The following is a 24453-nucleotide window of genomic DNA, read 5'->3' on the forward strand; positions in this document are numbered from 1 at the left end:
TCAGATTCTCATAAAGGAGGACATGTAATGTCGAAATCCATTACAGAGAGCCGATCTCTGTTCGAACAATTGTATACGCACGCACCAATCGGCATTGCTGTCGCATCGCATGTAAATGGACGGTGGTTGCAGCTTAATCCTGCATTTTGCGAGATGCTTGCATACAGTGAAGATGAACTGATCGATACTTCGGTCATACATATGATCTACGAAGAAGATCTGCATATGGAGGAATTCCGCAGCAAGTTCTGGGAAATGACTCATGAAACAAGTCCGATGTACGAGACGGAGGTTCGTCTGAAACGAAAGGACGGTTCGTTATTATGGGCAACCATTAGAGCTTGCATTGTTAGGGATGAAACAAATGGTGAGCCATTGTATCTGTTGGTACAGGCTGCTGACATTACGAAACAAAAAGATGCAGAGGAAATCCTCATTGTGCAACGTAAGCAATTGGAAGAGAGCAGTCGCATCTCTCGCCTGCTGGCGGAGTCTTCACTAGACCTGATTGCAATACATGATGCCGATTCAAGTCGTACATTTAAATATGTATCGAATGCATGTAAAACCATGTTGGGCTATGAGTTGGAAGAAGTTATAGGTAAGCCGGGAACATTTGTTATCTATCCGGAGGATGTGCCTTTGGTTGAAGCGTACGTAGAAGAGCAGAGAAAGGGTCTGGCTCCCAAACGGCTCAATTATCGCCTGTTACATAAGGATGGATCTACGGTATGGGCAGATACGATTACGCACTATGTATATGACGATTCAGGTGAATTAATGGAGATGGTCGCCGTAACCCGCGATATCACAGCCAGCCAGCAACAACAGTTAAGCATGCAGGAGTACAGATCGTTATTTGACTGTAATCCCCTAGGTGTGGCTTCTCTTGATCTGGAAGGCAATCTGCTGAAAGCCAATATGGGTCAGGAACAGTTGACAGGACACACCAAGGAGGAGCTGCTGAGTCGGCCTTTTGATCACCTCATTGATCCTGTGGATCTGGAGAAGACTCGATATCATTTTGAGGAAACGGTGAAAGGCAATGCACAGAGCTACGAGATAGGTTTAATTCACAAAAATGGGCAGCGGATTGAAACAAATGTGATTAATGTTCCTATTATACTTGAGGACAAAGTTGTTGGGATCTACGGGATTACGAGTGACATTACTGAGTCCAAACGTTACGTCGAGGAAATCGAGAATCTTAGTTATGAACGGGCATTGATTTTGAATGGCATGTCTGAAGGTGTTATTGGACTGGACCTGGAAGGGAATCTGAACTTTGCCAATCCGGCCGCTGCGGAGATCATGAACTTCTGTCCAAGTGAATTGAATGGCAGACCATTAGAGCAGATGATGATCCAAATGCAGAGCGAAGGCATCCCCTACCCATCCAAGGATACACCAATTCTACAGGCTGTTCGTGAGGGACGAGGTCTGCCACGTACCGAATCCGTATTCTGGAGACAGGATGGGTCCAGTTTCCTGGCGGAGTTCCAATTGAAGCCGATTATGGATCAGGGTAGAACCCGCGGAGCAGTGTTGGTTTTCCGTGATATGACATCTGTTAAGGACATCATACGTGCCAAGGAAGCAGCAGAGCATGCAGACCGGGCCAAGTCCGAGTTTCTCGCCATCATGAGTCATGAGCTTCGTACGCCATTAAACGGCATCATGGGCATGGCCCATCTGTTAATGGAAACCGAGCTGGATGATGAACAGAAAGGTTTTGCGGAAATCATGATTGATAGCGGCGAATCCCTTTTGTACATTTTGAACGAAATTTTGGATTTCAGCAAAATCGAAGCAGGCAAAATGGATCTTGAGCGCGCACCTGTTGATATTAAGGCGATGCTGGGTGGGGTGATCGAGCTGTTTGCACTGAAGGCATCAGAAAAAAATATTGAACTCTATTGTGAAGTGTCGGACCATATTCCTGAACGCATTCGAGGGGATGAGACACGAATCCGGCAGATTTTGATTAATCTGGTGGGTAATGCCGTTAAATTCACAGAGCAGGGCCGTATTATGGTGAGCGTAGGTGCTGATTTCTCAGATGAGCATGGTCAGGATAACCTGATGTTGACCTTTAAGGTAAGAGATACGGGCATTGGCATTCCAATAGAAAAGCAGCATCAGTTGTTCCAATCCTTCTCACAGCTTGATCCGGCCATCAATCGTAAGTTTGGCGGGACAGGTCTGGGGCTTGCGATCAGCAAAAAACTGGTGGAGTTAATGGGCGGAGCGATTGGCGTACAGAGTGAGATCGGTGAGGGGGCAGAATTCCAGTTCACCCTCGTAGTGGAGCGGTGGTTGGAGGAAAGTAATGACCCGATTGAAGTCACCACGAATGATGAACTGCAATTGGATCGAGCGAGTCTTGCCCATGACATCAAAATTTTGATTGCTGAGGATCAAGCGGTCAACAGTCATCTGTTGGAGGAGATGCTGCGCAAGTTTGGCGGAGTCTGTGATATCGTTGAGAATGGTGCACAGGCCGTCGACATATTGAACAAGGTTCAATATGACCTGGTGTTTATGGATATTCAAATGCCAGTTATGGATGGGATTGAAGCGACCTGCCACATCAGACAGAGCCACCCAGAAATACCGGTTATTGCAGCGATTACAGCTTTTGCAGGCGCCGGTGACCGTGAGGAGTGTCTGAAATGCGGGATGCAGGACTTTATCAGCAAACCGTTTCATTCCACGGAGATTAGCCGCGTACTGAATACATGGGTTCCATATATTCGCTCTCAAAGGGTGACGTAACAGAAAAATAACCTGTACCTTGAATTCAAGGTACAGGTTATTCTGTCATTTACGACCAGCCTCCGATTAAACCGGAGAGGGTTACGCATTCGTCATCTTCCAAATCTGCAATCAGAGTGAGTTCTTCGTTGTCTTGTGGATCAACAGAGAATAATTCACGGCGTCCGTCCTCATGCACAATAATGACTAACTGATGGCCGCCCTTTGTATCAAACTGGTACTTAACTCCGATACCAGGTAGTGGGCATTCGCGGATATTCATGAAACCTGTCACCTCTTTAGCTTTGCTTAATAAAAAATTAACCGTTCACACAGTACGGATGTATTCTACTATCCATAACACCGTTTGGCAAGTCACAAATAAAATTGGTGTGAAGAATTAATTTTTTCCCCGATGTGATCTTGCACTATGGCGCTGTCTGGCCCGTCTGCGACGAACAAAAAACCAAATGAGCAGAGCAGCGATACATAATAGGCCAATGACTGCAATTATGATGATATTCCGGATATTTGGGACCTGTACAGTCAGATCCAGTTTATTCATCTGGAGGGGTGAAACGTGCCAAATGAGCGTTTTTCCGCCATCCTCCACTTGATCCGCATTCGAATCGGCTGCCTTGATGGGCAAAGACAACTTGAAGTTAAAGTTAACATCTTTTAACAATAGGTTTTTAAGAAAGCTAGGCACCTTGTTAATTTGATTTTTGATCTCACCATCGGGCATGGACTCCATGAGATCGGCTTCTGCTGTAATGTGCATCTTGGAAGTGAAGAAGCCGGGGGAAGTTGTTTGTTCAACCTTGATCCCTTGTGGTAACTTGGACGTATCAAAGCTGGTTTTATTGCTTTTTTCATAATGGGTGGTCGCTGTGAGCTGCTTCTGATCTCCCTGTTCCGAAACCTCTGCCTGGAAGTTATTTCGATTCAATGCATCTGCGATCAGAGGCATGAGATTGTCTTGTCCAATTTTTCCAAGAGCGGAGTTCTTTACGTTGAGATTGAGATCCAGATCCGTTGATCCATCCATATTTACCGTTAGATGGGCTTCTCCATCAGCACAGGCGGTCAAAACAGATAACATAAGGGCTAATAAAACAGTAAGAAATAGCTGACGTAAGGGAATGCGAGTTGACATGTCTTTCAACCTTTCTGCGTAAAAATCCAAATTCCATTTCATAGAAGTATAGTATACACCGTAAGCATGGCGGATGAAACTTTGCACCGTGTAGCGAGGTACGTATGATTTAGTGTGATCGGGGAAATAATCCATTTATTAAAATTAAAGATTTCGTATTTTTGTCAATGTTCGGTCAATTCAAACGGCGATTCACCGTGTACACTAGTAGTAGTGTGATTAATATACGGAAGCAGGGAGGTTACATTCATGACATATATCATTATTATGGCCGTTATTATGGTCGTGGGCATGGTCGGAATGGGCTGGTTCTATCAGATTATGGATAAAGACCAAAGCTAGTATTGTTTAAATGTGAAAAGAAGAGAGACAACCTATAAGCTGGCTTCGCTAACGCGAGGCGGGCTTATTTGTGTGGGGAAAAATTTTGAGGCACTGACCTTACATAAGTAAGTAATATTTGTAACCATTCATGTTGCACAATTTGACCGATGGACAAATATTTTTCGTAATTATGGGATTTTTTAGCTGCTCTTTTGTATAATAGGGGGTAGTTTAACTCGGGATACTCCCGAAATTCTGCCAAACAGGAAAGGGTGTACATAAATGAAATTTAGTGAGTATACGTATACACGTCCGAATCTGGAACACATCAAGACATCTTTCCGTGAGCTGTTGAGCGGTTTTGAAGCTGCGGCAACGGTTGAAGAACAGAGTGGGTTCATGGATCAGATTAACGCGCTGCGCAGTGATTTTGAGACACAAGCCCAATTGGTCTACATCCGTCATTCCATTGATACCAATGATGAGTTTTACAAGGCGGAGAACGAATTTCTGGATGAGAATGCACCAATTGTACAGGAATACATTACGGATTTTTACCGTGCATTGGTTAACTCCAAATTCCGCAACGAGTTGGAACAAAAATGGGGTTCACAGCTGTTCCAACTGGCGGATCTTTCACTGAAAACATTCAGCCCGGAAATTATTGAAGAGCTCCAGAAGGAGAACAAACTTTCCACAGAATACAATCAGTTGATCGCATCGGCCAAAATTCCGTTCGAAGGTGAAGAGCGCACGTTGCCACAGCTTCATCCATTTGAACTGTCCACGGATCGCTCCATGCGGGAGCGTGCTTCGGAAGCCAGATACACTTTCATGGCTGAACATGAAGCTGAATTTGATCGCATTTACGATGAACTGGTTAAAGTGCGTACACAGATCGCGAAGAAACTGGGTTATCCAAGCTATGTGGAACTCGGCTATGATCGCATGAATCGCACGGATTACAACGCAGAGATGGTTGCTAACTTCCGGGCGCAAGTTCGTGATTATATCGTACCTGTGGCGACCAAGCTCAGAGAGCGTCAGCGTAATCGGATTGATGTGGATACGCTGTATTATTACGATCAGGGCTTCAGCTTCAAGACGGGTAACCCGACACCTAAGGGTGACGCGGACTGGATTATCGATAATGGAAAAAAAATGTACGCTGAATTATCACCAGAGACGGATGCATTTTTCCAGATGATGACCGAAAACGAGCTTATGGATCTGGTAAGCAAAAAAGGTAAACAGGGCGGCGGATATTGTACGTTCCTGAACGATTACAAAGTGCCGTTTATCTTCTCCAACTTCAACGGTACATCCGGTGATATTGATGTATTAACGCATGAAGCAGGTCATGCTTTCCAGGTGTATGAAAGCCGTGATTTTGCAGTGCCTGAATACAACTGGCCGACATATGAATCGGCTGAGATCCATTCCATGAGTATGGAGTTCTTCACATGGCCGTGGATGCAGTTGTTCTTCAAGGAAGATACGGACAAGTACAAGTTTGATCACCTGTCTTCCGGTCTGTTGTTCATTCCGTATGGTGTAGCTGTGGATGAATTCCAGCATTTTGTGTATGCGAACCCGGATGCAACTCCAACGGAGCGTAAGCAGGCATGGCGCAACATTGAGAAGACCTATCTGCCACACATCAATTACAAAGATAATGCGTATTTGGAGCAGGGTGGTTTCTGGCATAAGCAAGGTCACATTTTCTCATCGCCATTCTATTACATTGACTATACGTTGGCACAAATCTGTGCATTCCAGTTCTGGAAACGCAGCAATGAGGACATGAAGTCCGCATGGGCCGATTATCTGACATTGTGCAAAGCGGGAGGAAGCCTGTCCTTCACCGGATTGGTTGAACTGGCTGGATTGAACTCTCCATTCGAGGATGGCTGTGTATCCTCCGTAATTGGTGAGATTGAGGCATGGCTTGACGGCGTGAACGATAAGGCGCTGTAAGCCTTCGTAAGGATGCTTTTAGTGTAAGTACCTTCGGTAAGGTATAAGTAGTGGATAAAGCTTTAAGATAGATAAGTAAGACGACTTGGAGACCTTCGGGTGTCTGGGTCGTCTTTTTCATTACGGGGAAAAATCAATCTCAAGTGTAACATTTATCGGATTCATTGTGATTTATTTCACTATATCTGAAAACGGATTCAGTTACAATGAAGATAGTAAATCAGGGGTTACAGGAGGCTGGTTCAAATGGCAACACATGCATATTATGTTCCGCCCGTGAACTTGATGGGTAGAGGCTGTTTACAGGAAGCAGGTCAGATGATTGAACAGATGGGTATCCGCAAGGCGCTGGTTGTAAGCGATCGCCAATTGATTACTTCAGGCGTTGCTGAACAGGTACTGTCTATACTAAGAAAATCAGGGTTAGACTATGTAGTATATATATGATGAGGTTCAGCCTAATCCAACATGTCAGAATGTACATGATGGACTACAAGTATTCCAGGATCATGGCTGTGACGCCATTATATCGATAGGCGGAGGTTCACCGCAGGATGCTGCCAAAGGCATTGGCATTGTAGCTACGAACGGTGGGCATATCCGTGAATATGAAGGATTTCATCAATCAAAACATAAGTCCGTGCCACTTGTGGCGGTTAACACAACGGCTGGCACATCGAGCGAGGTGACAATTAACTACGTGATTACAGATGAGGAACGTAAAGTGAAGATGGTGATGGTGGACCGCAACAGTCTGGTCTCCCTGTCGGTTAATGATCCGGAGCTGATGCTCAGCAAACCTGCAAGTCTCACAGCGGCCACAGGAATGGATGCGTTGACACATGCCGTAGAAGCGATGGTTACACCCGGTGGATTTACAGTGACAAGTGCGACAGCTGCAGCAGCTGTTGAACTGATCTTTGAATACTTGCCAAGAGCCGTGAGAGACGGCAGTGATCTGGAAGCGCGGGAACATATGACGTATGCGTGTTTCCTTGGCGGGATTGCTTTTAATAATGCGGGCCTGGGTTATGTCCATGCGATGGCGCATCAACTGGGTGGCGTATATGATCTGCCGCACGGTGTCTGTAACGCAATGTTACTCCCCTATGTGGAAGAGTTGAACGCCAAGCATGTACCCGGCAAATTCCGTCATATCGCTAAGGCAATTGGTATGAATGTGAAGGGTAGAAGTGATGAGGAGTGTTCCGATTACGTCATTAAGGCCATACGTCAGCTATCGAAGGAAGTCGGCATTCCTGAGAAACTGTCTGAACTGGGTGTAAAAGATCCCGATGTGGAACTGCTTGCCGATAACGCGATGAAAGATGCCTGTGCACCAGGCAATCCCTATCAACCGTCCAAGGATGAGGTGATGGAGCTGTTCCGCAAAATTATATAGACTGTTTCAGGAACGGATACACCAAAATAACAGACAAAATGAGCCGGGATCGAAAGTCGGCTTTTTTGTCATGTGAACTCATTCTTTTTACTTATTTTTCCACTTAATGTTTGCACAAAAACTAAAGGATTTTGCTTCTCTATTATCGAATACAATATGAATAACAGCGGCAAGAGAAAGGGTAATCTTACCCGCAACTTGATGTCGATGTTTTCCAGTAAGATTCCCCAGTCCGTTTCGTGTTTAATGTTAAATAGGAGTAGACTATTTCATTGTTCACGAGCTACACCTTAAGTTCTGCATCTAACATTCACCTCTGTAAGACAGTCAAGCAATTCTACACCAGCATCATCTCTATTTCAGGCTTTACAATCCAAGAAGTTCAACTGCAACAAAGATTCACCGGTTACACATCTGTACAGCAAGCTCCTAATCAAGACAACAGTGTCCACACAACAGAATATCGATTATGGGCTCTGAAATGAATCAGAACGAATGCACGTGGAGGAGGCTGTAATGATGGCGAAAAAAGAAGTTGTAGCGATGCTACTTGCCGGAGGGCAAGGTAAGAGGTTAAAAGGATTGACCAAATCACTGGCTAAGCCAGCTGTATATTTTGGGGGCACGTACCGAATCATTGATTTCCCGCTGAGTAACTGCTCTAATTCTGGTATTGATACAGTGGGTGTATTGACCCAATATGAACCACTTGTCTTACATTCCTATATTGGCATTGGCAGTGACTGGGATCTGGATCGGAAAAACGGCGGGGTATATGTACTTCCTCCACATGAACGTGAAGACGGTAGCAACTGGTACCGGGGTACAGCGGATGCGATCTTCCGGAACCTGAACTTTATTGAACAATTCGATCCTGAGCATGTGCTCATTCTGTCAGGGGATCATATCTATAAGATGGACTACGAAAAAATGCTCCAGTATCACAAAGAAAAAGATGCGGATTGCACCATATCGGTCATTGATGTCTCATTGGAAGAAGCCAGCCGGTTCGGAGTGCTGAACACCAACGATGACTATAGCATCTATGAATTTGAAGAAAAACCTCCTGAGCCCAAGAGCACACTGGCTTCCATGGGTATCTATCTCTTCAAGTGGGATGTACTGAAACGTTTCCTGATCCAGGATGAACAACAGGCATCCACCTCCTATGATTTTGGTAAAGATATTATTCCTTTATTGCTTGAAAATGAAAAATCCTTATATGCGTATCCATTTGAAGGTTATTGGAAAGACGTTGGTACCATTCGCAGTCTGTGGGAATCCAATATGGACCTTTTGGACGAAGACACACCGTTTAATCTGAATGATCCGGACTGGCGTATTTTCACACGTAATCCAAACCAACCTGCACAATACATCTCACCTTCGGGCAAGGTGCGGAATTGTATTATTAGTGAAGGTACTGTAGTGCATGGTGAGGTCAATCATTCTGTGCTGTTCTATGGAATTGAAGTTGGTGAGAACAGTGCGGTCATCGATTCGGTGATCATGCCAAGAGTGAAAATCGGGCAAAATGTGCGCATTTACCGAGCTATTATCGCAGAAGGATTGGTTATTCCGGATGGAACACAGATTTCGCCTGCACCGGAAGATGAGAGTGATATATTGCTCGTGGATCAGGAAGAACTGGAACGTCAGCTTCGCCAAGGAATAACCAGCAAGGCCTAATTGAAGTCAAAAGGACGGTGCATGCGATGAAACAATTGATCGGAGTTATTAACCTTGACCATGAACTTGAAGAATTGAAGGAATTGACGTATTTTCGCTGCGGAGCCGCGGTGCCTTATGCCGGACGTTACCGTCTGATCGATTTTGTTCTATCCAATATGATGAATGCAGGCATTGAGAGTATTGGTGTATTTGTACGGCGAAAATATCGCTCGTTGATGGACCATCTTGGTGACGGTAAACCTTGGGATTTGGATCGCAAGCATGGTGGCATGTTTATTTTGCCACCAGACTGGAACGATCCAACAGATACATCACAAGGGGATTTGCAACATTTCCATAACAATTTGGACTTTTTCCACAGAGGGGCAGGACAATATGTTGTGCATGCGGGCAGTCGCCATGTGACCAAAGCAGACTTCCAGGATGTCTACAGGTATCACATCAGTAAAGGAGCGGACGTTACACTGGTCTGCAAAAAAGTAGATCAGCTGCTGCCTGAGCATGACGCCTGTGTCAAAGTTGAACATGACGGGGACGGTAACGTGGTGGACATTCACCAAAGCGCTAATCACCCGAATATATATACAGAAATTTTCATCATGGAAAAAGAATTGTTCCTGCGCCAGGTGCAACGCTGCATCGATCATGGCGAGAGCCATTTCTTCCGGGATGTGATTCAAAAAAATCCGGATGGATTGAATATCGCTGCGTATGCATATGATGGCTATCACGCAGTCATCAATTCCATTGACAGTTATTATCGCAACAGTATGGATCTGCTGAACACAGGGCAATATGAACAACTTTTCAAGGAAGATCCGATCCAGACCAAAATTAAATACGAAGCGCCTGCCAAATACCTGGATACCGCCGATGTTAAACATTCACTTCTCGCGAATGGCTGCATTGTTGGTGGAGAGGTGGAGGACAGCATTCTGTTCCGTGGGGTACAGGTGGCCAAGGGTGCCAAAATAAAAGGTTCCATCATCATGCAGAAATGTTACATTGGTGAGGGGACGGTACTTGAGAACGTCATTCTCGATAAAGACGTGAAGCTGACCGGAGGACAGACGCTGATCGGCGACCCGTCGAATCCATACATTTTAGCGAAAAGTACTATTATCTAATGCCCCCACGTAACCGATATCTTCTATAAATATATATAAAATAAAAATCCTGTAGGATGGATTTTAGGTTCATACACTTACTAAGCATCGGGTGCCACTGTTAGAGCTCCTTCATACGTGCAAACGTAGTGGAGGGGACGAAATCGATTCTGAAGAAGCGAAGCGCTCGCCTTTATCACTGTATTTTCACATCTAAATAATAAATTCAAGAAAATACAGGGGTAACAGCGATCATAAGAACGATTCGTAACCGTAACGGCCACTTTGCACAATGTTGAGCAATTGAGTATATGAACCGCCACCATCCTGCAGGATTTCCCCGGGAGGAACCTACTTTTGTTTGACAACAAGGAAACGTTCAAGAGTATCTTTACACGGAATCTGGTCAGCAAATTGGGCAAACCGATTGAAGAAGCAACACAGGAAGACGTGTACCATGTACTGGGAAGCATGATTCGTGAATATGCAGGCCAGGATTGGGCAGCGTCGAATCAGGGGTTCAAGCAGCGCCAGGATAAACAGGTCTATTACTTCTCGCTGGAATTCCTGATTGGACGTCTGCTCGGCAACAATCTGTTGAATGTGAATGAATTGGAATTGGTGCGTGACAGTTTAGCTGAGCTGGGCTTCTCCTTGGAGGAGATAGAAGAACAGGAGGCGGATGCAGGACTCGGTAATGGAGGTCTGGGACGACTCGCTGCTTGTTTCCTGGATTCACTCGCATCACTACGATATGCAGGACATGGTTGCGGGATTCGATATAAATACGGGTTGTTTGAGCAAAAAATCATCAATGGTAATCAGGTAGAGTTACCCGACAATTGGCTGGATAAGGGCAATGAATGGGAAGTCCGCCGTCCAGACAAAAAGGTGGAAGTACAGTTCTGGGGCCGGGTAGAAGCTCATGAGCAGGATGGAGAATATCAGTTTGTTACAAAAGATGCCGAATCGGTTGTCGCCATTCCCTATGACGTGCCTGTCATCGGTTATGGTCAAACTCATGTGAATACATTGCGTCTCTGGAGTGCCGAGCCAAAGCGCGAGACTTCACTCGACACCCCTTCGAACTATTACGGTTATCTGGATTATAGCCGATCGGTTGAATCGATCTCGGAGTTTCTATATCCAGATGATTCCCAGTATGAAGGAAAGCTGCTGCGATTGAAGCAGCAATACTTCATGTGCTCGGCAGGTGTACAGAGCGCTTTGCGTACGTTCAACAAACTGGAACTACCGTATGATCGTTTGCCTGATAAAGTGGCCTTCCACATTAACGACACGCATCCAACCTTGGTTATACCAGAACTGATGCGCATCCTGATTGATGTGAAGGGGTACGGCTGGGATGAAGCATGGGATATCACAACCCGTACTGTATCGTATACCAATCATACAACGCTTAGTGAGGCTCTTGAGAAATGGCCTGTATCCATGATCAGCAGACTGCTGCCACGAATCTACATGATCATTGAAGAGATCAACAAACGTTTCTGTGGCATGCTGCTGGACCGGTATCCGGGAGATCAGGATCGCATAGGGCATTTGGCGATTGTTGCAAACGATCAGGTACGGATGGCACATTTGGCGATTGTAGGCAGTCATAGCGTGAATGGTGTTGCTGCTCTGCACACCGAGATTTTGAAAGAGCGCGAGATGGCTCCGTTCTATGAACTGTATCCAGAGCGTTTCAATAACAAAACGAATGGTATCACCCATCGCCGCTGGTTGATGCATGCCAATCCGAAACTGTCGGATCTCATCACGGATACAATCGGTAACGAATGGATAACAGAGCCGGGCAAGCTGGACCAGTTGGCTGGTTTTGCGGATAATACATCATTCCAGGAGCAGTTCCGTTCAATTAAGCGGGATAACAAAGAGCGGCTTGCTGCGTATATTCTGGATCATACCGGGACAGCAGTGAATCCGGATTCCATCTTTGATGTACAGGTGAAGAGACTACACGGGTACAAACGTCAACTGTTGAACATTCTGCATGTTATGCATCTGTATAACCGGCTTAAGAATGATGCTTCGTTTGATATGGTGCCACGTACGTTCATCTTTGGTGCCAAGGCAGCGCCGAGTTATTATTTTGCCAAGAAAATTATCAAGCTGATCAACAACGTGGCTGACACGGTGAATCGGGATGCGGCCGTGAATGACCGCTTGAAGGTATTTTTCCTCGAAAATTATTCCGTCTCTCTTGCAGAGAAGATCATTCCCGCTGCGGATGTTAGTGAACAGATCTCAACCGCAGGTAAGGAAGCTTCCGGTACGGGCAACATGAAATTTATGATGAACGGTGCTTTAACGATTGGCACGATGGATGGAGCCAACGTGGAGATGGCGGAGCAGGTTGGGGAAGAAAATATGTTCATCTATGGTCTGCGTGCAGACGAAGTACTTGAGTATTATCGTTCCGGCAGCTATCGTCCGAATGAGATTGTGCAGCAAGATGAACGCATTCGCGAGGTTGTGGAGCAACTGGTACATCCAGGTGCATTCTGTTATCGTGACGGGGAGTTCTGGGATATCTATGACTCCTTGCTGGCCCATGGTGACGAATACTTTGTATTGCGTGATTTTGCTGCTTATGCAGACGCCCATGCTGCGATTGACCAGGCGTATCGGGATATTCCGGGCTGGACTCGGAAAGCGATATTAAACACGGCACATTCCGGCATATTCTCCAGTGATCGTACCATTAGTGAGTATGCGACAGATATCTGGGGTATTCATCCCGTGTCCGGGAACTGGAAAGGTTAAGCATAGATTGTTAAACAAACAAGTCCCCTTGTTCACAAGAGCTATCTCTGTTGGTAAATCAACCAGCGTAGAGAGCATCTCCTTGTAGAACAAGGGGTTTTTGGCATACAGTGTATCATAGTGTCATTCAACTTGAAGAGAATCGGAACTCACGTATCTTTCGTCATACAAGTTCGCACACAAAATCAAAAAAAAGATCTGGATCTCAGTCATACTACATAAGAAATCGTTTGATATTTTGAATTAGATAGGGGAGCCGTCACTATGGATCATTACACACGAATTCAGCTTGCTATTGAGTATTTGGAGCAGCATTTGCAAGATGATTTTAATATCAGAGAGACGTCCGCTGCTGCGAGCTTTTCGGCGTTTCATTTTCAGCGTTTATTTCAGGCGATCACGGGATTCACGGTACTGGAGTACGTGCGCAGACGCAGATTAACGGAAGCTGTAGGGATGCTGCGGGGCACATCGGAAGGCATACTGGACATTGCGATGAGCTTTGGCTATCAATCTCAAGAGGCATTTACCCGTGCATTTTCAGCCTACTTTGGAATGACACCGGCGAAGCTGCGTAAGCTGGAAGTGGATCAGTTGTCTCTTCTGAAGATGCAACAGAGCATTGATTTTAACGATTATCGAACTCGGCTTGATGGAACTTTCCACATGAACACACCCCGTCTGGTCACACGGGAACCGAACTGGATTGTCGGCTATGAATATAAGACCAACCTGAATGACAATCAGCATTATGCTGAAATACCCGGATTTTATCACGATTTTGGCATGGAACAGAAATTCATGGCGATCCCGGAGAGGAAACGCCCTGATATGGCTTATGGTGTGGCCTGTCATTTTGAAGAGGATGGAGCATTTTCTTTTATTGTGGGTGAAGAAAGCAGTGGAGCATCGCAGGTACTTGAACCCGGTTTTACTTCGATTGAAATTCCGGGCGGCTTGTATGCAGAGTTCACCGTGGAAGGCTCCGGGCAGGATATTCGGAAAATGATCTATGGCAGCTGGTTGCCGCAGTCGAACTATGAACGGAGGGAAGGACCAGACTTTGAAGTGACGGATGTCTGGAAATCGACCCCTGAACAACTGGACATGAAGATATATATCCCGTTAAAATAGACCTTACCGCTTCGCGGAATTCAAGGTCGGAGGACGGGATGAATGAGCGAAAAGTCGTGGCTCCACTCCAAGTGGACGCTGACCATTGTTGCTTGCATGGCACTGCTTTACATACTGATTATGGGTATTTTACTGTTTGTCAGTGGACGAACACCTAGCATGTATTATCAATATAATCTCGTACCCTTCGAGACGATTCGTCCACTTCTTATGGAGAGGGAGAGGTACAATACAGATACCTGGGTCAAAAACCTGTTTGGCAATATCGTATTGTTCATTCCGCTGGGTATCTGGATCCCATGGTTGTTTCGAAGGTGCCGTACGTTCCTGACCTTTACATCTACAGTTGTTTTGCTTCTGCTGGGTGTTGAGGTCACACAATTGATTACACGTGTAGGTTCGTTTGATGTGGATGACATTATTCTGAACACGATCGGTGCCTGGATAGGTTACGCTGGATTTAAGTTAGTCTTATATTCACAAAAAAAGACTCGGAATTGAACCGCAGATCGCGGTCCATGACCGGGTCTTTTTGCATAAGATACCTTTCAAATGTTTACAAGGGAATCATTTCGGATAAAACATATTAACGGCTTAATACAATGAGCAGAGATTATATATAAGTTTAACTAAACATTTACACGAAACGGAGAGGACAGAAATAACCTGAAGAAGCGAAAGCGTTCGCCTAAAAGCTTTCTGAAAGAAAGCTGCATCGGAAGCATAAGCTATCACCGGATTTTCCCCTTATAAGGGGAATTCATAAAATCTGGGGATAACAGCGATCGGAAGGTTGTTCTGTCATCGGAGTGTCTAGTGTAAATATTCTTTCGTTCAATTTATATATTGAACAATGATGAGAGCGAGGTGGGCGATATCGTTTGGTGGAAAGAGAGTGTGGTATACCAGATTTACCCGAGCAGCTTTAAGGATTCGGACGGAGATGGATATGGCGACTTGCAGGGGATCTATGAGAAGCTCGATTATTTGGAGAATTTGGGCGTAGATGTGATCTGGCTCTGTCCCATTTACGATTCACCAGGACATGATAACGGATATGATATCCGGGATTATTACGGCATTTTACGCAAGTATGGCACGATGGAGGATTTTGATCGATTATTGGCAGAGGCCCACAAGCGTGGTCTCAAGATCATGATGGACCTGGTGCTGAATCATACGTCAGATGAACATGCGTGGTTTGCCGAATCACGTTCATCAAAGATGAATCCGAAGCGGGACTATTATATTTGGCGTTCAGGAAAAAATGGGCAGGTGCCAAATAATTGGGAGTCCTATTTTGGGGGTTCAGTGTGGAAGCATGATCCTGAGACAAATGAATATTATCTGCATTTGTATTCCGAACAGCAACCGGATCTCAACTGGAACAATGCACAGATGGCAGAAGAGATGTATGAGATGGTGCATTGGTGGCTGGAAAAAGGGGTCGACGGATTCCGTTTCGATGCAGTGGCGCATATCGCCAAGGCAGAGGGTCTGCCAAGTGCCCACAACCCGCATAATCTGCCGGTGGTTCCAGCGTATCAGCTCTTTTCCAACCTGGAACAGGTACACTCCATCCTGAAGAAACTGAATAACATGATCCTGAAACCCTACGGACCCATGACAGTTGGCGAGACTTCAGGACTTGGACCTGAGCAGGCCTTGGCTTATGTGGGGACGGATCGTGATGAGCTTAATATGGTATTCCAGTTTGAGCATATGTTTATCGATGCCAAATCCTCCGGAATTGGTAAATGGAACTATAAGGAATGGAAATTGACCGATCTCAAAGAAATCATGAGCCGATGGCAAACGGTTTTACATGGTAGAGGCTGGAACGCCAATTATATGGGGAACCATGATCAGCCACGTCCGGTTTCCCGTTTTGGTGATGATGGTAAATATCGGGTGCGTTCTGCTCAGATGCTGGCGACATGGATGCTTACACTCGAAGGGACCCCCTACATCTATCAAGGAGAAGAGATCGGCATGACCAATGTCGCTTTCCCGAATATCGAACAATACCGGGACATCGAGACCAAAAATTATTTCAATCATTATATTGGTCAAGGTAAATCAAAGCATGAAGTCATGCAGGCGATCTGGCTGAAGAGTCGCGATAATGCCCGCACGCCTATGCAATGGGATGAGACGGAACACGCAGGTTTTACCCAGGGTCAGCCGTGGATTCAGGTGAATGATAATTATCTTGAAATTAATGTAGCTGATGCCGAAAGTGATCCGCAATCCATTTTGCATTATTACCGTAAGTTAATTGCGCTTCGCAAACAACATAAAGTGCTTATCTATGGCGCGTATGAATTGCTGTTGCCGGATGATCCGGATATCTATACCTATACCCGAACGCTGGATGATGAGCAGATGCTGGTCATTCTGAATTTCCGTGGGCATGAACCTGAGATGCACTGGCCGGAAGGTTGGACTTCCGAGCATGCCAAGCTGATCATCAGCAATGTGAGCAGACGTTATTCTACCGATGAAGGTGCGATTCAGCTTCAGCCGTATGAAGCAAGAGTATATCGTAAGCAGCGGTGACACGGAGGCTAGCGTGATTTTGCGTTGGTGAAGAGGTATGATTTATAATAAATAGTGGTTTTCAAAATAATCAAAACATATGTCGGGAGGAATCCAAGTTGTTGAATATTACGTTCCACGGTCACTCCAGTGTACAGCTGAGCACAGAAGAAAAGTCTCTGATCATTGATCCCTTCCTGCGTGGCAACGAGCTTGCCGTCACGAAGCCTGAAGATATTAAGACCGATGTTGTGTTGCTGACACATGCACATATGGATCACATCCTCGATGCTGAGCCTATTGCCAAAGCAAATAACGCCAAAGTTGTGGCTATTGTGGAATTGGCTACATATATGTCTTGGAAGGGTCTGGATACACTCGGCATGAACATGGGCGGAACGGTAGATCTTGATTTTGCTCAAGCTAAAATGATTCAGGCGTTCCACACTTCCGGGATTGTGCTCGAAGAAGAACAACGGATCATGTATGCAGGTATGCCTGCTGGATATATCATTAATATTGGTGGTAAAACGATTTTGCATGCCGGAGACACAAGTCTCTTCGGGGATATGAAAATGATCGGTGATCGTCATGATATTGATGTAGCTTTCTTGCCGATTGGTGGACACTTCACCATGGGACCTGAGGATGCGCTGCAAGCGGCCGAATGGTTTAATGCCAAACTGACGATTCCGGTCCATTATGATACGTTCCCGGTAATTCGTCAGGATGCGGAACACTTTGTGCAGCAGCTGGCTGCAAAAGGGTTGGAAGGACGTGTGCTGGCCCCGGGAGAATCGATTACCCTGTGATGCACATTTAACCCCTGTTCAATAATAAATGGATTTATGGATAAAGACGAATATCACGTCAAGATAACTGACGCGATATTCGTCTTTTTTCGGTTCCAGGTTCAATTTTCACCGATAGAGTTGGTACAAATGACAAAAACATTGAAATTCCATTGTTGAACTCCCTTTTAGAATGATATAAAAAGTTACACGGAAACCAAACGGAAATCCGAATTGACCGCAAACAGGGGGAGCGTTCATGTCATTTATGAAATCATTATTTTTTCAAATTATTGTAGCGGTAATCATCGGGATTGGCGTAGGCATCCTGTGGCCGGATCTGGGTAGCCTGCTGCAACCGCTCGGAACAGGTTTCATCAAATTGATCAAGATGATCATCGCACCACTGATTTTCATGGTGATTGTGACAGGTATTGCCAAGATCGGTGATCTGAAGTCGGTAGGTCGCATCGGACTGAAAGCCATCGTGTGGTTCGAGATTGCAACTACAGTGGCGCTGGTACTTGGATTGGGAACAGCCAATCTGCTTCGCCCCGGTGCCGGAATGAACGTGGACCCTTCAACCATAGATGCAAGCGGCATTGAAGCAAAAACCAATGGTTCCGAGTTACCGCATACGGTAGACTTTATCATGAATGTTATTCCGACAAGTGTTGTAGATGCCTTTGCACAAAATGCGCTTCTGCAAGTACTGCTCGTGGCCTGCCTGTTCGGGGTTGCCCTGGCAGCAACGGAGAGTAAGGCAAAAGAGAATGTACTGACGCTGATTGAGAACTTGCTCGGCATTGTGTTTCGTATCATCGGTTATATCATGAAACTCGCACCAATTGGTGCATTTGGAGCCATGGCTTACACGGTAGGTGCCTATGGGGCATCCACATTGTCGTCCTTTGGTCTGCTGATTCTGGCCTGTTACGGCGCAGCACTGCTGTTTTTGGTCATGTTGGCATTGGCTGCCTGGTGGATTACCGGGCTAAATTTCCTGCAATTTGTGAAATATACCCGTTCTGAAGTGATGCTGGCGATTGGAACCGGATCATCAGAAGTGGTGATGCCTCGCATGATGGACAAACTAACCAAGGCGGGTTGTGATCGTGCTGTTGTGGGTCTTGTGGTGCCAACGGGGTACTCGTTTAATCTGGATGGCGCTTCGATCTACTTATCCTTGGCCACGGTTTTTGTTGCTCAGGCCGTAGGGATTGAACTGACATTGATGCAGCAAATTACGATTTTGCTGGTGTTGATGTTAAGTTCCAAAGGCATGGCAGGAGTACCTGGCTCCGCATTCTTGGCCCTGTCCGCAACGGCAGTGGCTGTCAATGCTTTTCCGGTAGCAGCGGTTGCTCTGCTGCTTGGTGCAGATCGATTCATGGATACAATGCGTGTATTCACCAACCTGATGGGCAACTGTGTCGCAGCATTTGTGGTGGCAAAATGGGAAGGTCTGCTGGATCAAAAGCGAATGCGTGCCGTACTCTCTGGTGAGATCAGTGCTGCTGAATTGGAAAGGGAAGAGCAAGCTGCACTATCTCTATTGAAGTTGAATATGCAGGAAAAACAAGGGATAACCGTAGTTTCACCGGAGATGTCGTAAGAGGCGTTTTTGAAAAATTCAACCAAGTTCAACCAAATTAGACCGTCTGTTGCCCGCACCAATGGTGGGGAGAACAGACGGTTTCTTGTTGTCCCAATACAGATATCATTGGGTTCACGAACGCAGGTTCCAAAATAAATGTTACAGAGGAAAGATTTATGGGGAATGTGTAGAAGAGGCGGAGAATATACATATTATAGTTTCAACTTGTATATACATGTTTACTTATGTAATATAGATATGAAGTTAGCCGAGAACATCACATAAGAGCATTACAATTTATTGGAGGCGTTAACATGAGTTCTAATAACACAACTCCGTCATCTTGGTGGAAGACATCAACGGTGTATCAGGTATATCCGAAGAGTTTTAATGATACAACCGGATCGGGTACTGGAGATATTCGTGGATTAACCGAGAAGCTTGATTATTTGCAACATCTGGGTATCGATATTGTGTGGTTGCAGCCGGTATATATATCTCCGCAGCATGATAATGGGTATGACGTAGCGGACTATTATCGGATTAATCCGGATTATGGAACGATGGAGGATTTTGACGAACTGCTGAAAGGTCTGAAGGCTCGTGATATGAAACTGATGATTGATATCGTGGTGAATCACTCCTCGACCGATCATGAGTGGTTCCAGCAATCCCGTTCTTCCAAGGATAATCCGTATCGGGATTATTATATTTGGAAAGATCCTGCTCCGGATGGCGGTGTGCCAAACAACTGGCAATCCAAGTTCGGTGGGCCTGCTTGGCAGTTCGATGAACAGACGGGACAATATTTCCTGACTTTATTTGATAAAACGCAGGCAGATCTCAATTGGGAGAATGAAGAAGTACGCAAAGCTGTGCGGGATATGATCAAGTTCTGGGCCGAAAAAGGTGTGGATGGTTTCCGTATGGACGTGATCAACCTGATCTCCAAAGACCAGCGGTTCCCTGATGATGATGGTAGCGTGTCACCGGGTGATGGACGCAAATACTACACGGATGGACCGCGTGTGCATGAGTACATCACCGAGATGTACGATGAAGTATTCGGGCCTTACAACATGGTGACCGTAGGGGAAATGTCCTCCACAACACTGGAACATTGTATCCAATATTCGAACCCGGCTTCCCGGGAGTTTTCGATGACGTTTAACTTCCATCACCTGAAAGTAGATTATCCGAATGGTCAGAAGTGGGAACTGATGCCGTATGATTTCGAAGCGATGAAGCAGCTCTTTAGTGAGTGGCAGACAGGCATGCAAGCTGGTGGTGGCTGGAACGCGCTGTTCCTTAATAACCATGATCAGCCTCGGGCACTGTCCAGATTCGCCGATGATGGTGACTATCGTGCCGAGAGTGCGAAGATGCTTGCAACAACGATACACGGCATGCAAGGTACGCCTTATGTCTACCAGGGAGAAGAGATCGGCATGCCGAATCCGGTCTGGAATGACGTTAGCGAGTTCCGCGATATCGAATCAACGAATATGTACCGTTTGCTTCAGGAAGAACGAGGCAAATCCGCTGAAGAAGCATTCAACATTGTAAAAGAGCGTTCCCGGGACAACTCTCGGACACCGATGCAGTGGAATGGAAGTAAGAACGCCGGATTTACTACCGGAACACCTTGGCTGAAGGTGGATGAGCGGTATCCTTCCATTCACGTGGAACAGCAGCTGGCTGATCCAGATTCGATCTACTACCACTACCGCAAATTGATTGCCCTACGTAAACAGGTTAACGTGCTGATCGACGGTCTGTATGAACGATTGGACGATGCACATCCGGATGTATTCGCGTACGCACGGACCAATGGAAATGAAACCCTGATTGTTGTATCCAACTTCAGTAAACGAGACGTCACGGTCTCGCTTCCGGAAGCGGTCTGGAATGATCACATTGCAGGCAAATCAGCAGAGTTACTCATAGGAAATACGGAGGCAGCACCTGTGCTGACGCAGGAAATCTCTCTCAGTCCGTATGCATCCTATATGTGGCTTGTGCCACAACAGGACTAATCACATTTTATAAATAGGAAGTGACACTATGGCAATCGATAAAAAACAGGTTGAGGAGATCGTCCGGGCTGTCGGTGGCAAAGAGAATATTGAAGCTGCTACACACTGTGTTACACGACTCCGGTTTGCCTTGTACGATGAGAGTAAAGTGGATACTGAAAGTCTGGATCAGAATGATCTGGTCAAAGGACAGTTCTCTTCCCAAGGACAATTCCAGGTCGTTATTGGGCCTGGTCTGGTGGATAAAGTCTATGATGAGATGATTCAGATTACCGGGGGAGATCGTTCTTCCAAGGATGATGTGAAGGCGGCTGCTGGTAAAAAGCAAAATCCAATCCAGCGAGCGATCAAAACACTCTCGGATATTTTCATTCCGATCTTGCCTGCAATCATTACGGCAGGTCTTTTGCTCGGGATTAACAATATTCTGACAGGTCCAGGCATTTTCTTTGATGGAAAATCATTAGTGGATGTTTATCCAGCCTGGAAGGATCTTGCGTCCATTATTAATACGATCGCAAGTACAGCCTTTACGTTCCTGCCGGCTCTAATTGGTTGGGCAGCTGTAAAAAGGTTCGGCGGCAGTCCGCTGCTCGGGATCGTGCTTGGTCTCATTCTGGTACATCCCGATCTGCTGAGTGCATATGGTTACGCTGATGCCGTGAATAATGGCACGGTGCCAACATGGAATCTGTTCGGTTGGGAGATTGAGAAGATCGGTTATCAAGGGCAGGTCCTGCCGGTACTGGTATCGGCGTATCTGCTTGCGAAGATGGAGATTTTCCTGAACAAAAGGGTACATGATTCAATTAAACTGCTGGTCGTTGCACCGGTCACGTTGCTGATTACCGGATTCCTGGCCTTCACGATCATTGGACCAGTTACATTTGCCATTGCAAATGCAATTACTTCCGGCTTGATCTATGTTTACGATTCATACGCGGCGCTGGGTGGTCTGATCTACGGTGGTCTATACGCTTTGCTTGTTATCACCGGTATGCATCACACGTTCCTCGCGGTAGATGTTCAGCTCATTGGTAGTCAGGGCGGTACGTTCCTATGGCCGATGCTGGCATTGTCCAATATTGCACAAGGTTCAGCGGCACTTGCGATGATGCTTGTCCTGCGTGAAAAGAAAATGAGAGGACTTGCGGCAACGTCCTCGGTATCGGCCTTCCTCGGGGTAACCGAGCCGGCGATCTTTGGTGTTAACATTCGTTACCGTTATCCGTTTATCTTTGGTATGATCGGTTCCGCGATTGGTGGTGTGCTGCTGACGATGAATAATGTTCAGGCAACCTCCATCGGTGTAGGTGGCGTGCCGGGATTCCTGTCGATTTTCCCTAACAAATGGGGTGTCTTCTTCATCGGCATGGCGATTGTCCTGGTTGTACCATTTGTACTGACGGTCCTTTTTGGCAGAGCCAAACTGAGAAAAGAAGATCGTAGTGCAAGCAATGAAACCGTTAATGAGCCTAAAGCGGCTACATCGCAGTCTGCTTCGGGTGTTACCTCTTCAACTGCAAAAACAGATCCAAACCAGCTCACACGTAGTGCAGCTCAAGTAGGGGACGAAGCCGTGAATACACTGGAAATCATGGCGCCATTAACCGGCCAGGCCGTGTCACTGGAGCAAGTACCTGATCCAGCTTTTGCCGAGAAACAGATGGGTGAAGGTGTAGCGATTGAACCTTCCGGCAACGTTGTTGTGGCTCCGTTTGATGCTCAGGTGGCTCATGTGATCAAAAGTAAACATGCGGTGATTCTTGAACACGCGAGTGGATTACAAGTTCTGATCCATGTCGGGATTAATACGGTATCCCTCAAGGGTGAAGGCTTCAACATGCATGTGGAAGCCGGCGAACATGTAAAAGCTGGACAAAAGCTGTTGGAGTTTGATCGTAAGGTAATTGAAGATGCGGGATACCCGCTGATTACACCGATTATCATTCCAGATGGTCAAGATATGGTTGAGCGGGTGGAAGTCACGACAGGTGATGTTACATCTAATCAAAATGGTGTGTTGAAGGTTCACCTGAAAGGTTAATTGAATACAACAACAAGAAGGGGCTGCGTGATGTGCAGCTCCTTTTTGCTGTATGATCGTTATTTTCATGACGATCATGGTAAACTGTATATAAAATGGAAGAATCACATTTTTAAAATAATGGTGGTTGGAAAGGTTCTTCTGACAAAGCAAGCTTCAGGCATGTTCGAGTCGTGGCGTTCATATGGTGGAGAAAGAGTTCCTAGATCGATGAGGAGGAGAGCCATGACACGTATTGCGGTGATGGTCATTCATGGGCTGGGTATGCGGAAGGATGGGTACGCGGATAAGCTGATTGCTTGTTTGCATAAGGAATTGGACAAGGTAATGGTCTTGCCTGGAGCCTCCAAACAGATGCTGGATATCGAACCTGTATATTGGGCGGATGTATTTGAGGAGCGGGAAGAGGCGCTTTTTCAACAGCTCGTCAGCTCACCGGGATTGAACTTTCAGGCGTTGCGCCGATTTGTCATCCATTACCTGGCTGATGCGGTTGCTTATCAACCGGTGGAAAATCAAGGCCATAACTACGATGCCGTACATCGAACGTTGAATCAGGCGATGCATACCCTTGCACAGCGTAATGGACCGGAAGCTCCGCTCTGTGTGGTTGCCCATAGTTTGGGTGCCGTAATCGCCAGTAACTTCTTCTACGATCTGCAATATCCGTCCAGTCGTATTCCTGAGGTTGTGGATGTGAACTCGGCTCTGGAGCGGGGGGACACGCTGACCCATTTTTACTCGTTTGGTACAACCCTGCCCTTATGGAGTTTGCGTTACCATGACTTTAGTTGTCCAATTCAGGTGCCCTCTTCCCATGTGAATCAGTACTATGCTGGGCTGGAAGGGGAGTGGGTGAACTTCTACGATCGGGATGATATTCTGGGTTATCCATTACGCCCCATTGATCCCGCTTATGAGAAAGCGGTCAAAGAAGACATTGAAGTGAACTCTGGCGGCGTGGCTATGAGTTGGAACCCGCTAAGTCATGGAGGGTATTTTTCCAATCGAAGTATGAATCGGAGAATTGCTCAGGGGCTCGCTCGAACCTGGACTTGGATAAATCGTTCATAATTAAGAGGTAGTTCAAAAAGTCCGCTTTTGATTAC

At 46.0% G+C, this 24453-nt stretch carries 15 protein-coding genes and 1 pseudogene; 14 read left to right on the top strand and 2 right to left on the bottom strand.

Features of this window, described 5'->3' with window-relative positions:
• Positions 1-27 precede the first annotated feature (27 nt).
• Positions 28-2775, top strand: coding sequence for a PAS domain S-box protein (locus tag MHI52_RS13040; RefSeq protein WP_340982749.1), 2748 nt, complete (start codon positions 28-30; stop codon positions 2773-2775).
• A 49-nt stretch (positions 2776-2824) separates the two neighbouring features.
• On the opposite strand, the gene MHI52_RS13045 is transcribed toward MHI52_RS13040, so the two are convergent.
• On the bottom strand, positions 2825-3037 hold the full coding sequence (locus MHI52_RS13045; protein ID WP_017688899.1) for a hypothetical protein: 213 nt from the start codon (positions 3035-3037) through the stop codon (positions 2825-2827).
• Between the two features lie 117 nt (positions 3038-3154).
• The gene (locus MHI52_RS13050; protein ID WP_340982748.1) at positions 3155-3910 is read right to left on the bottom strand and encodes a hypothetical protein; all 756 of its coding nucleotides are present in this window, start codon (positions 3908-3910) and stop codon (positions 3155-3157) included.
• A 606-nt stretch (positions 3911-4516) separates the two neighbouring features.
• Between MHI52_RS13050 and MHI52_RS13055 the strand changes: the two genes are divergently transcribed.
• From MHI52_RS13055 to MHI52_RS13115, 13 genes and pseudogenes are all read left to right on the top strand, one after another.
• Complete coding sequence (locus tag MHI52_RS13055) at positions 4517-6211, top strand: M3 family oligoendopeptidase (RefSeq protein ID WP_076318693.1); 1695 nt, start codon at positions 4517-4519, stop codon at positions 6209-6211.
• A gap of 246 nt (positions 6212-6457) precedes the next feature.
• Positions 6458-7613, top strand: a pseudogene (locus tag MHI52_RS13060) (iron-containing alcohol dehydrogenase).
• 519 nt (positions 7614-8132) lie between these two features.
• Positions 8133-9302, top strand: a complete 1170-nt coding sequence (locus tag MHI52_RS13065) for a glucose-1-phosphate adenylyltransferase (protein WP_036608767.1) — start codon at positions 8133-8135, stop codon at positions 9300-9302.
• 26 nt (positions 9303-9328) lie between these two features.
• Positions 9329-10432, top strand: coding sequence for a glucose-1-phosphate adenylyltransferase subunit GlgD (gene glgD / locus MHI52_RS13070; RefSeq protein ID WP_405159148.1), 1104 nt, complete (start codon positions 9329-9331; stop codon positions 10430-10432).
• A gap of 336 nt (positions 10433-10768) precedes the next feature.
• Complete coding sequence (locus MHI52_RS13075) at positions 10769-13201, top strand: glycogen/starch/alpha-glucan phosphorylase (protein WP_405159149.1); 2433 nt, start codon at positions 10769-10771, stop codon at positions 13199-13201.
• Between the two features lie 264 nt (positions 13202-13465).
• Positions 13466-14335 carry an effector binding domain-containing protein gene (locus MHI52_RS13080; RefSeq protein ID WP_405159150.1) on the top strand — a complete coding sequence of 290 codons (870 nt, stop codon included), beginning with the start codon at positions 13466-13468 and terminating at the stop codon, positions 14333-14335.
• A gap of 42 nt (positions 14336-14377) precedes the next feature.
• On the top strand, positions 14378-14836 hold the full coding sequence (locus tag MHI52_RS13085; protein ID WP_405159151.1) for a VanZ family protein: 459 nt from the start codon (positions 14378-14380) through the stop codon (positions 14834-14836).
• Between the two features lie 366 nt (positions 14837-15202).
• Positions 15203-16894 (top strand): alpha-glucosidase, encoded by a 1692-nt coding sequence (locus tag MHI52_RS13090; protein ID WP_405159152.1) that lies wholly within the window; start codon positions 15203-15205, stop codon positions 16892-16894.
• 98 nt (positions 16895-16992) lie between these two features.
• Positions 16993-17685 (top strand): metal-dependent hydrolase, encoded by a 693-nt coding sequence (locus MHI52_RS13095; RefSeq protein ID WP_405159153.1) that lies wholly within the window; start codon positions 16993-16995, stop codon positions 17683-17685.
• Positions 17686-17923: 238 nt separating this feature from the next.
• Positions 17924-19279, top strand: coding sequence for a C4-dicarboxylate transporter DctA (gene dctA / locus MHI52_RS13100; RefSeq protein ID WP_340982741.1), 1356 nt, complete (start codon positions 17924-17926; stop codon positions 19277-19279).
• 296 nt (positions 19280-19575) lie between these two features.
• Positions 19576-21297, top strand: a complete 1722-nt coding sequence (treC, locus tag MHI52_RS13105; RefSeq protein WP_405159154.1) for an alpha,alpha-phosphotrehalase — start codon at positions 19576-19578, stop codon at positions 21295-21297.
• Between the two features lie 28 nt (positions 21298-21325).
• Positions 21326-23344, top strand: a complete 2019-nt coding sequence (treP, locus tag MHI52_RS13110; RefSeq protein WP_405159155.1) for a PTS system trehalose-specific EIIBC component — start codon at positions 21326-21328, stop codon at positions 23342-23344.
• A gap of 225 nt (positions 23345-23569) precedes the next feature.
• Positions 23570-24418, top strand: a complete 849-nt coding sequence (locus tag MHI52_RS13115) for a chemotaxis protein (RefSeq protein WP_405159156.1) — start codon at positions 23570-23572, stop codon at positions 24416-24418.
• Positions 24419-24453: the final 35 nt, after the last annotated feature.

The sequence above is a fragment of the Paenibacillus sp. FSL H8-0283 genome (assembly GCF_045040675.1).
GTDB classification, from domain to species: domain Bacteria; phylum Bacillota; class Bacilli; order Paenibacillales; family Paenibacillaceae; genus Paenibacillus; species Paenibacillus amylolyticus.

Coding starts and splice junctions, on each gene's coding strand:
- glgD (WP_405159148.1), top strand. CDS start 9,329: ATGAAACAATTGATCGGAGTTATTAACCTTGACCATGAACTTGAAGAA.
- treP (WP_405159155.1), top strand. CDS start 21,326: ATGGCAATCGATAAAAAACAGGTTGAGGAGATCGTCCGGGCTGTCGGT.
- MHI52_RS13065 (WP_036608767.1), top strand. CDS start 8,133: ATGGCGAAAAAAGAAGTTGTAGCGATGCTACTTGCCGGAGGGCAAGGT.
- MHI52_RS13040 (WP_340982749.1), top strand. CDS start 28: ATGTCGAAATCCATTACAGAGAGCCGATCTCTGTTCGAACAATTGTAT.
- treC (WP_405159154.1), top strand. CDS start 19,576: ATGAGTTCTAATAACACAACTCCGTCATCTTGGTGGAAGACATCAACG.
- MHI52_RS13085 (WP_405159151.1), top strand. CDS start 14,378: ATGAGCGAAAAGTCGTGGCTCCACTCCAAGTGGACGCTGACCATTGTT.
- MHI52_RS13055 (WP_076318693.1), top strand. CDS start 4,517: ATGAAATTTAGTGAGTATACGTATACACGTCCGAATCTGGAACACATC.
- MHI52_RS13080 (WP_405159150.1), top strand. CDS start 13,466: ATGGATCATTACACACGAATTCAGCTTGCTATTGAGTATTTGGAGCAG.
- dctA (WP_340982741.1), top strand. CDS start 17,924: ATGTCATTTATGAAATCATTATTTTTTCAAATTATTGTAGCGGTAATC.
- MHI52_RS13050 (WP_340982748.1), bottom strand. CDS start 3,910: ATGTCAACTCGCATTCCCTTACGTCAGCTATTTCTTACTGTTTTATTA.
- MHI52_RS13045 (WP_017688899.1), bottom strand. CDS start 3,037: ATGAATATCCGCGAATGCCCACTACCTGGTATCGGAGTTAAGTACCAG.
- MHI52_RS13115 (WP_405159156.1), top strand. CDS start 23,570: ATGACACGTATTGCGGTGATGGTCATTCATGGGCTGGGTATGCGGAAG.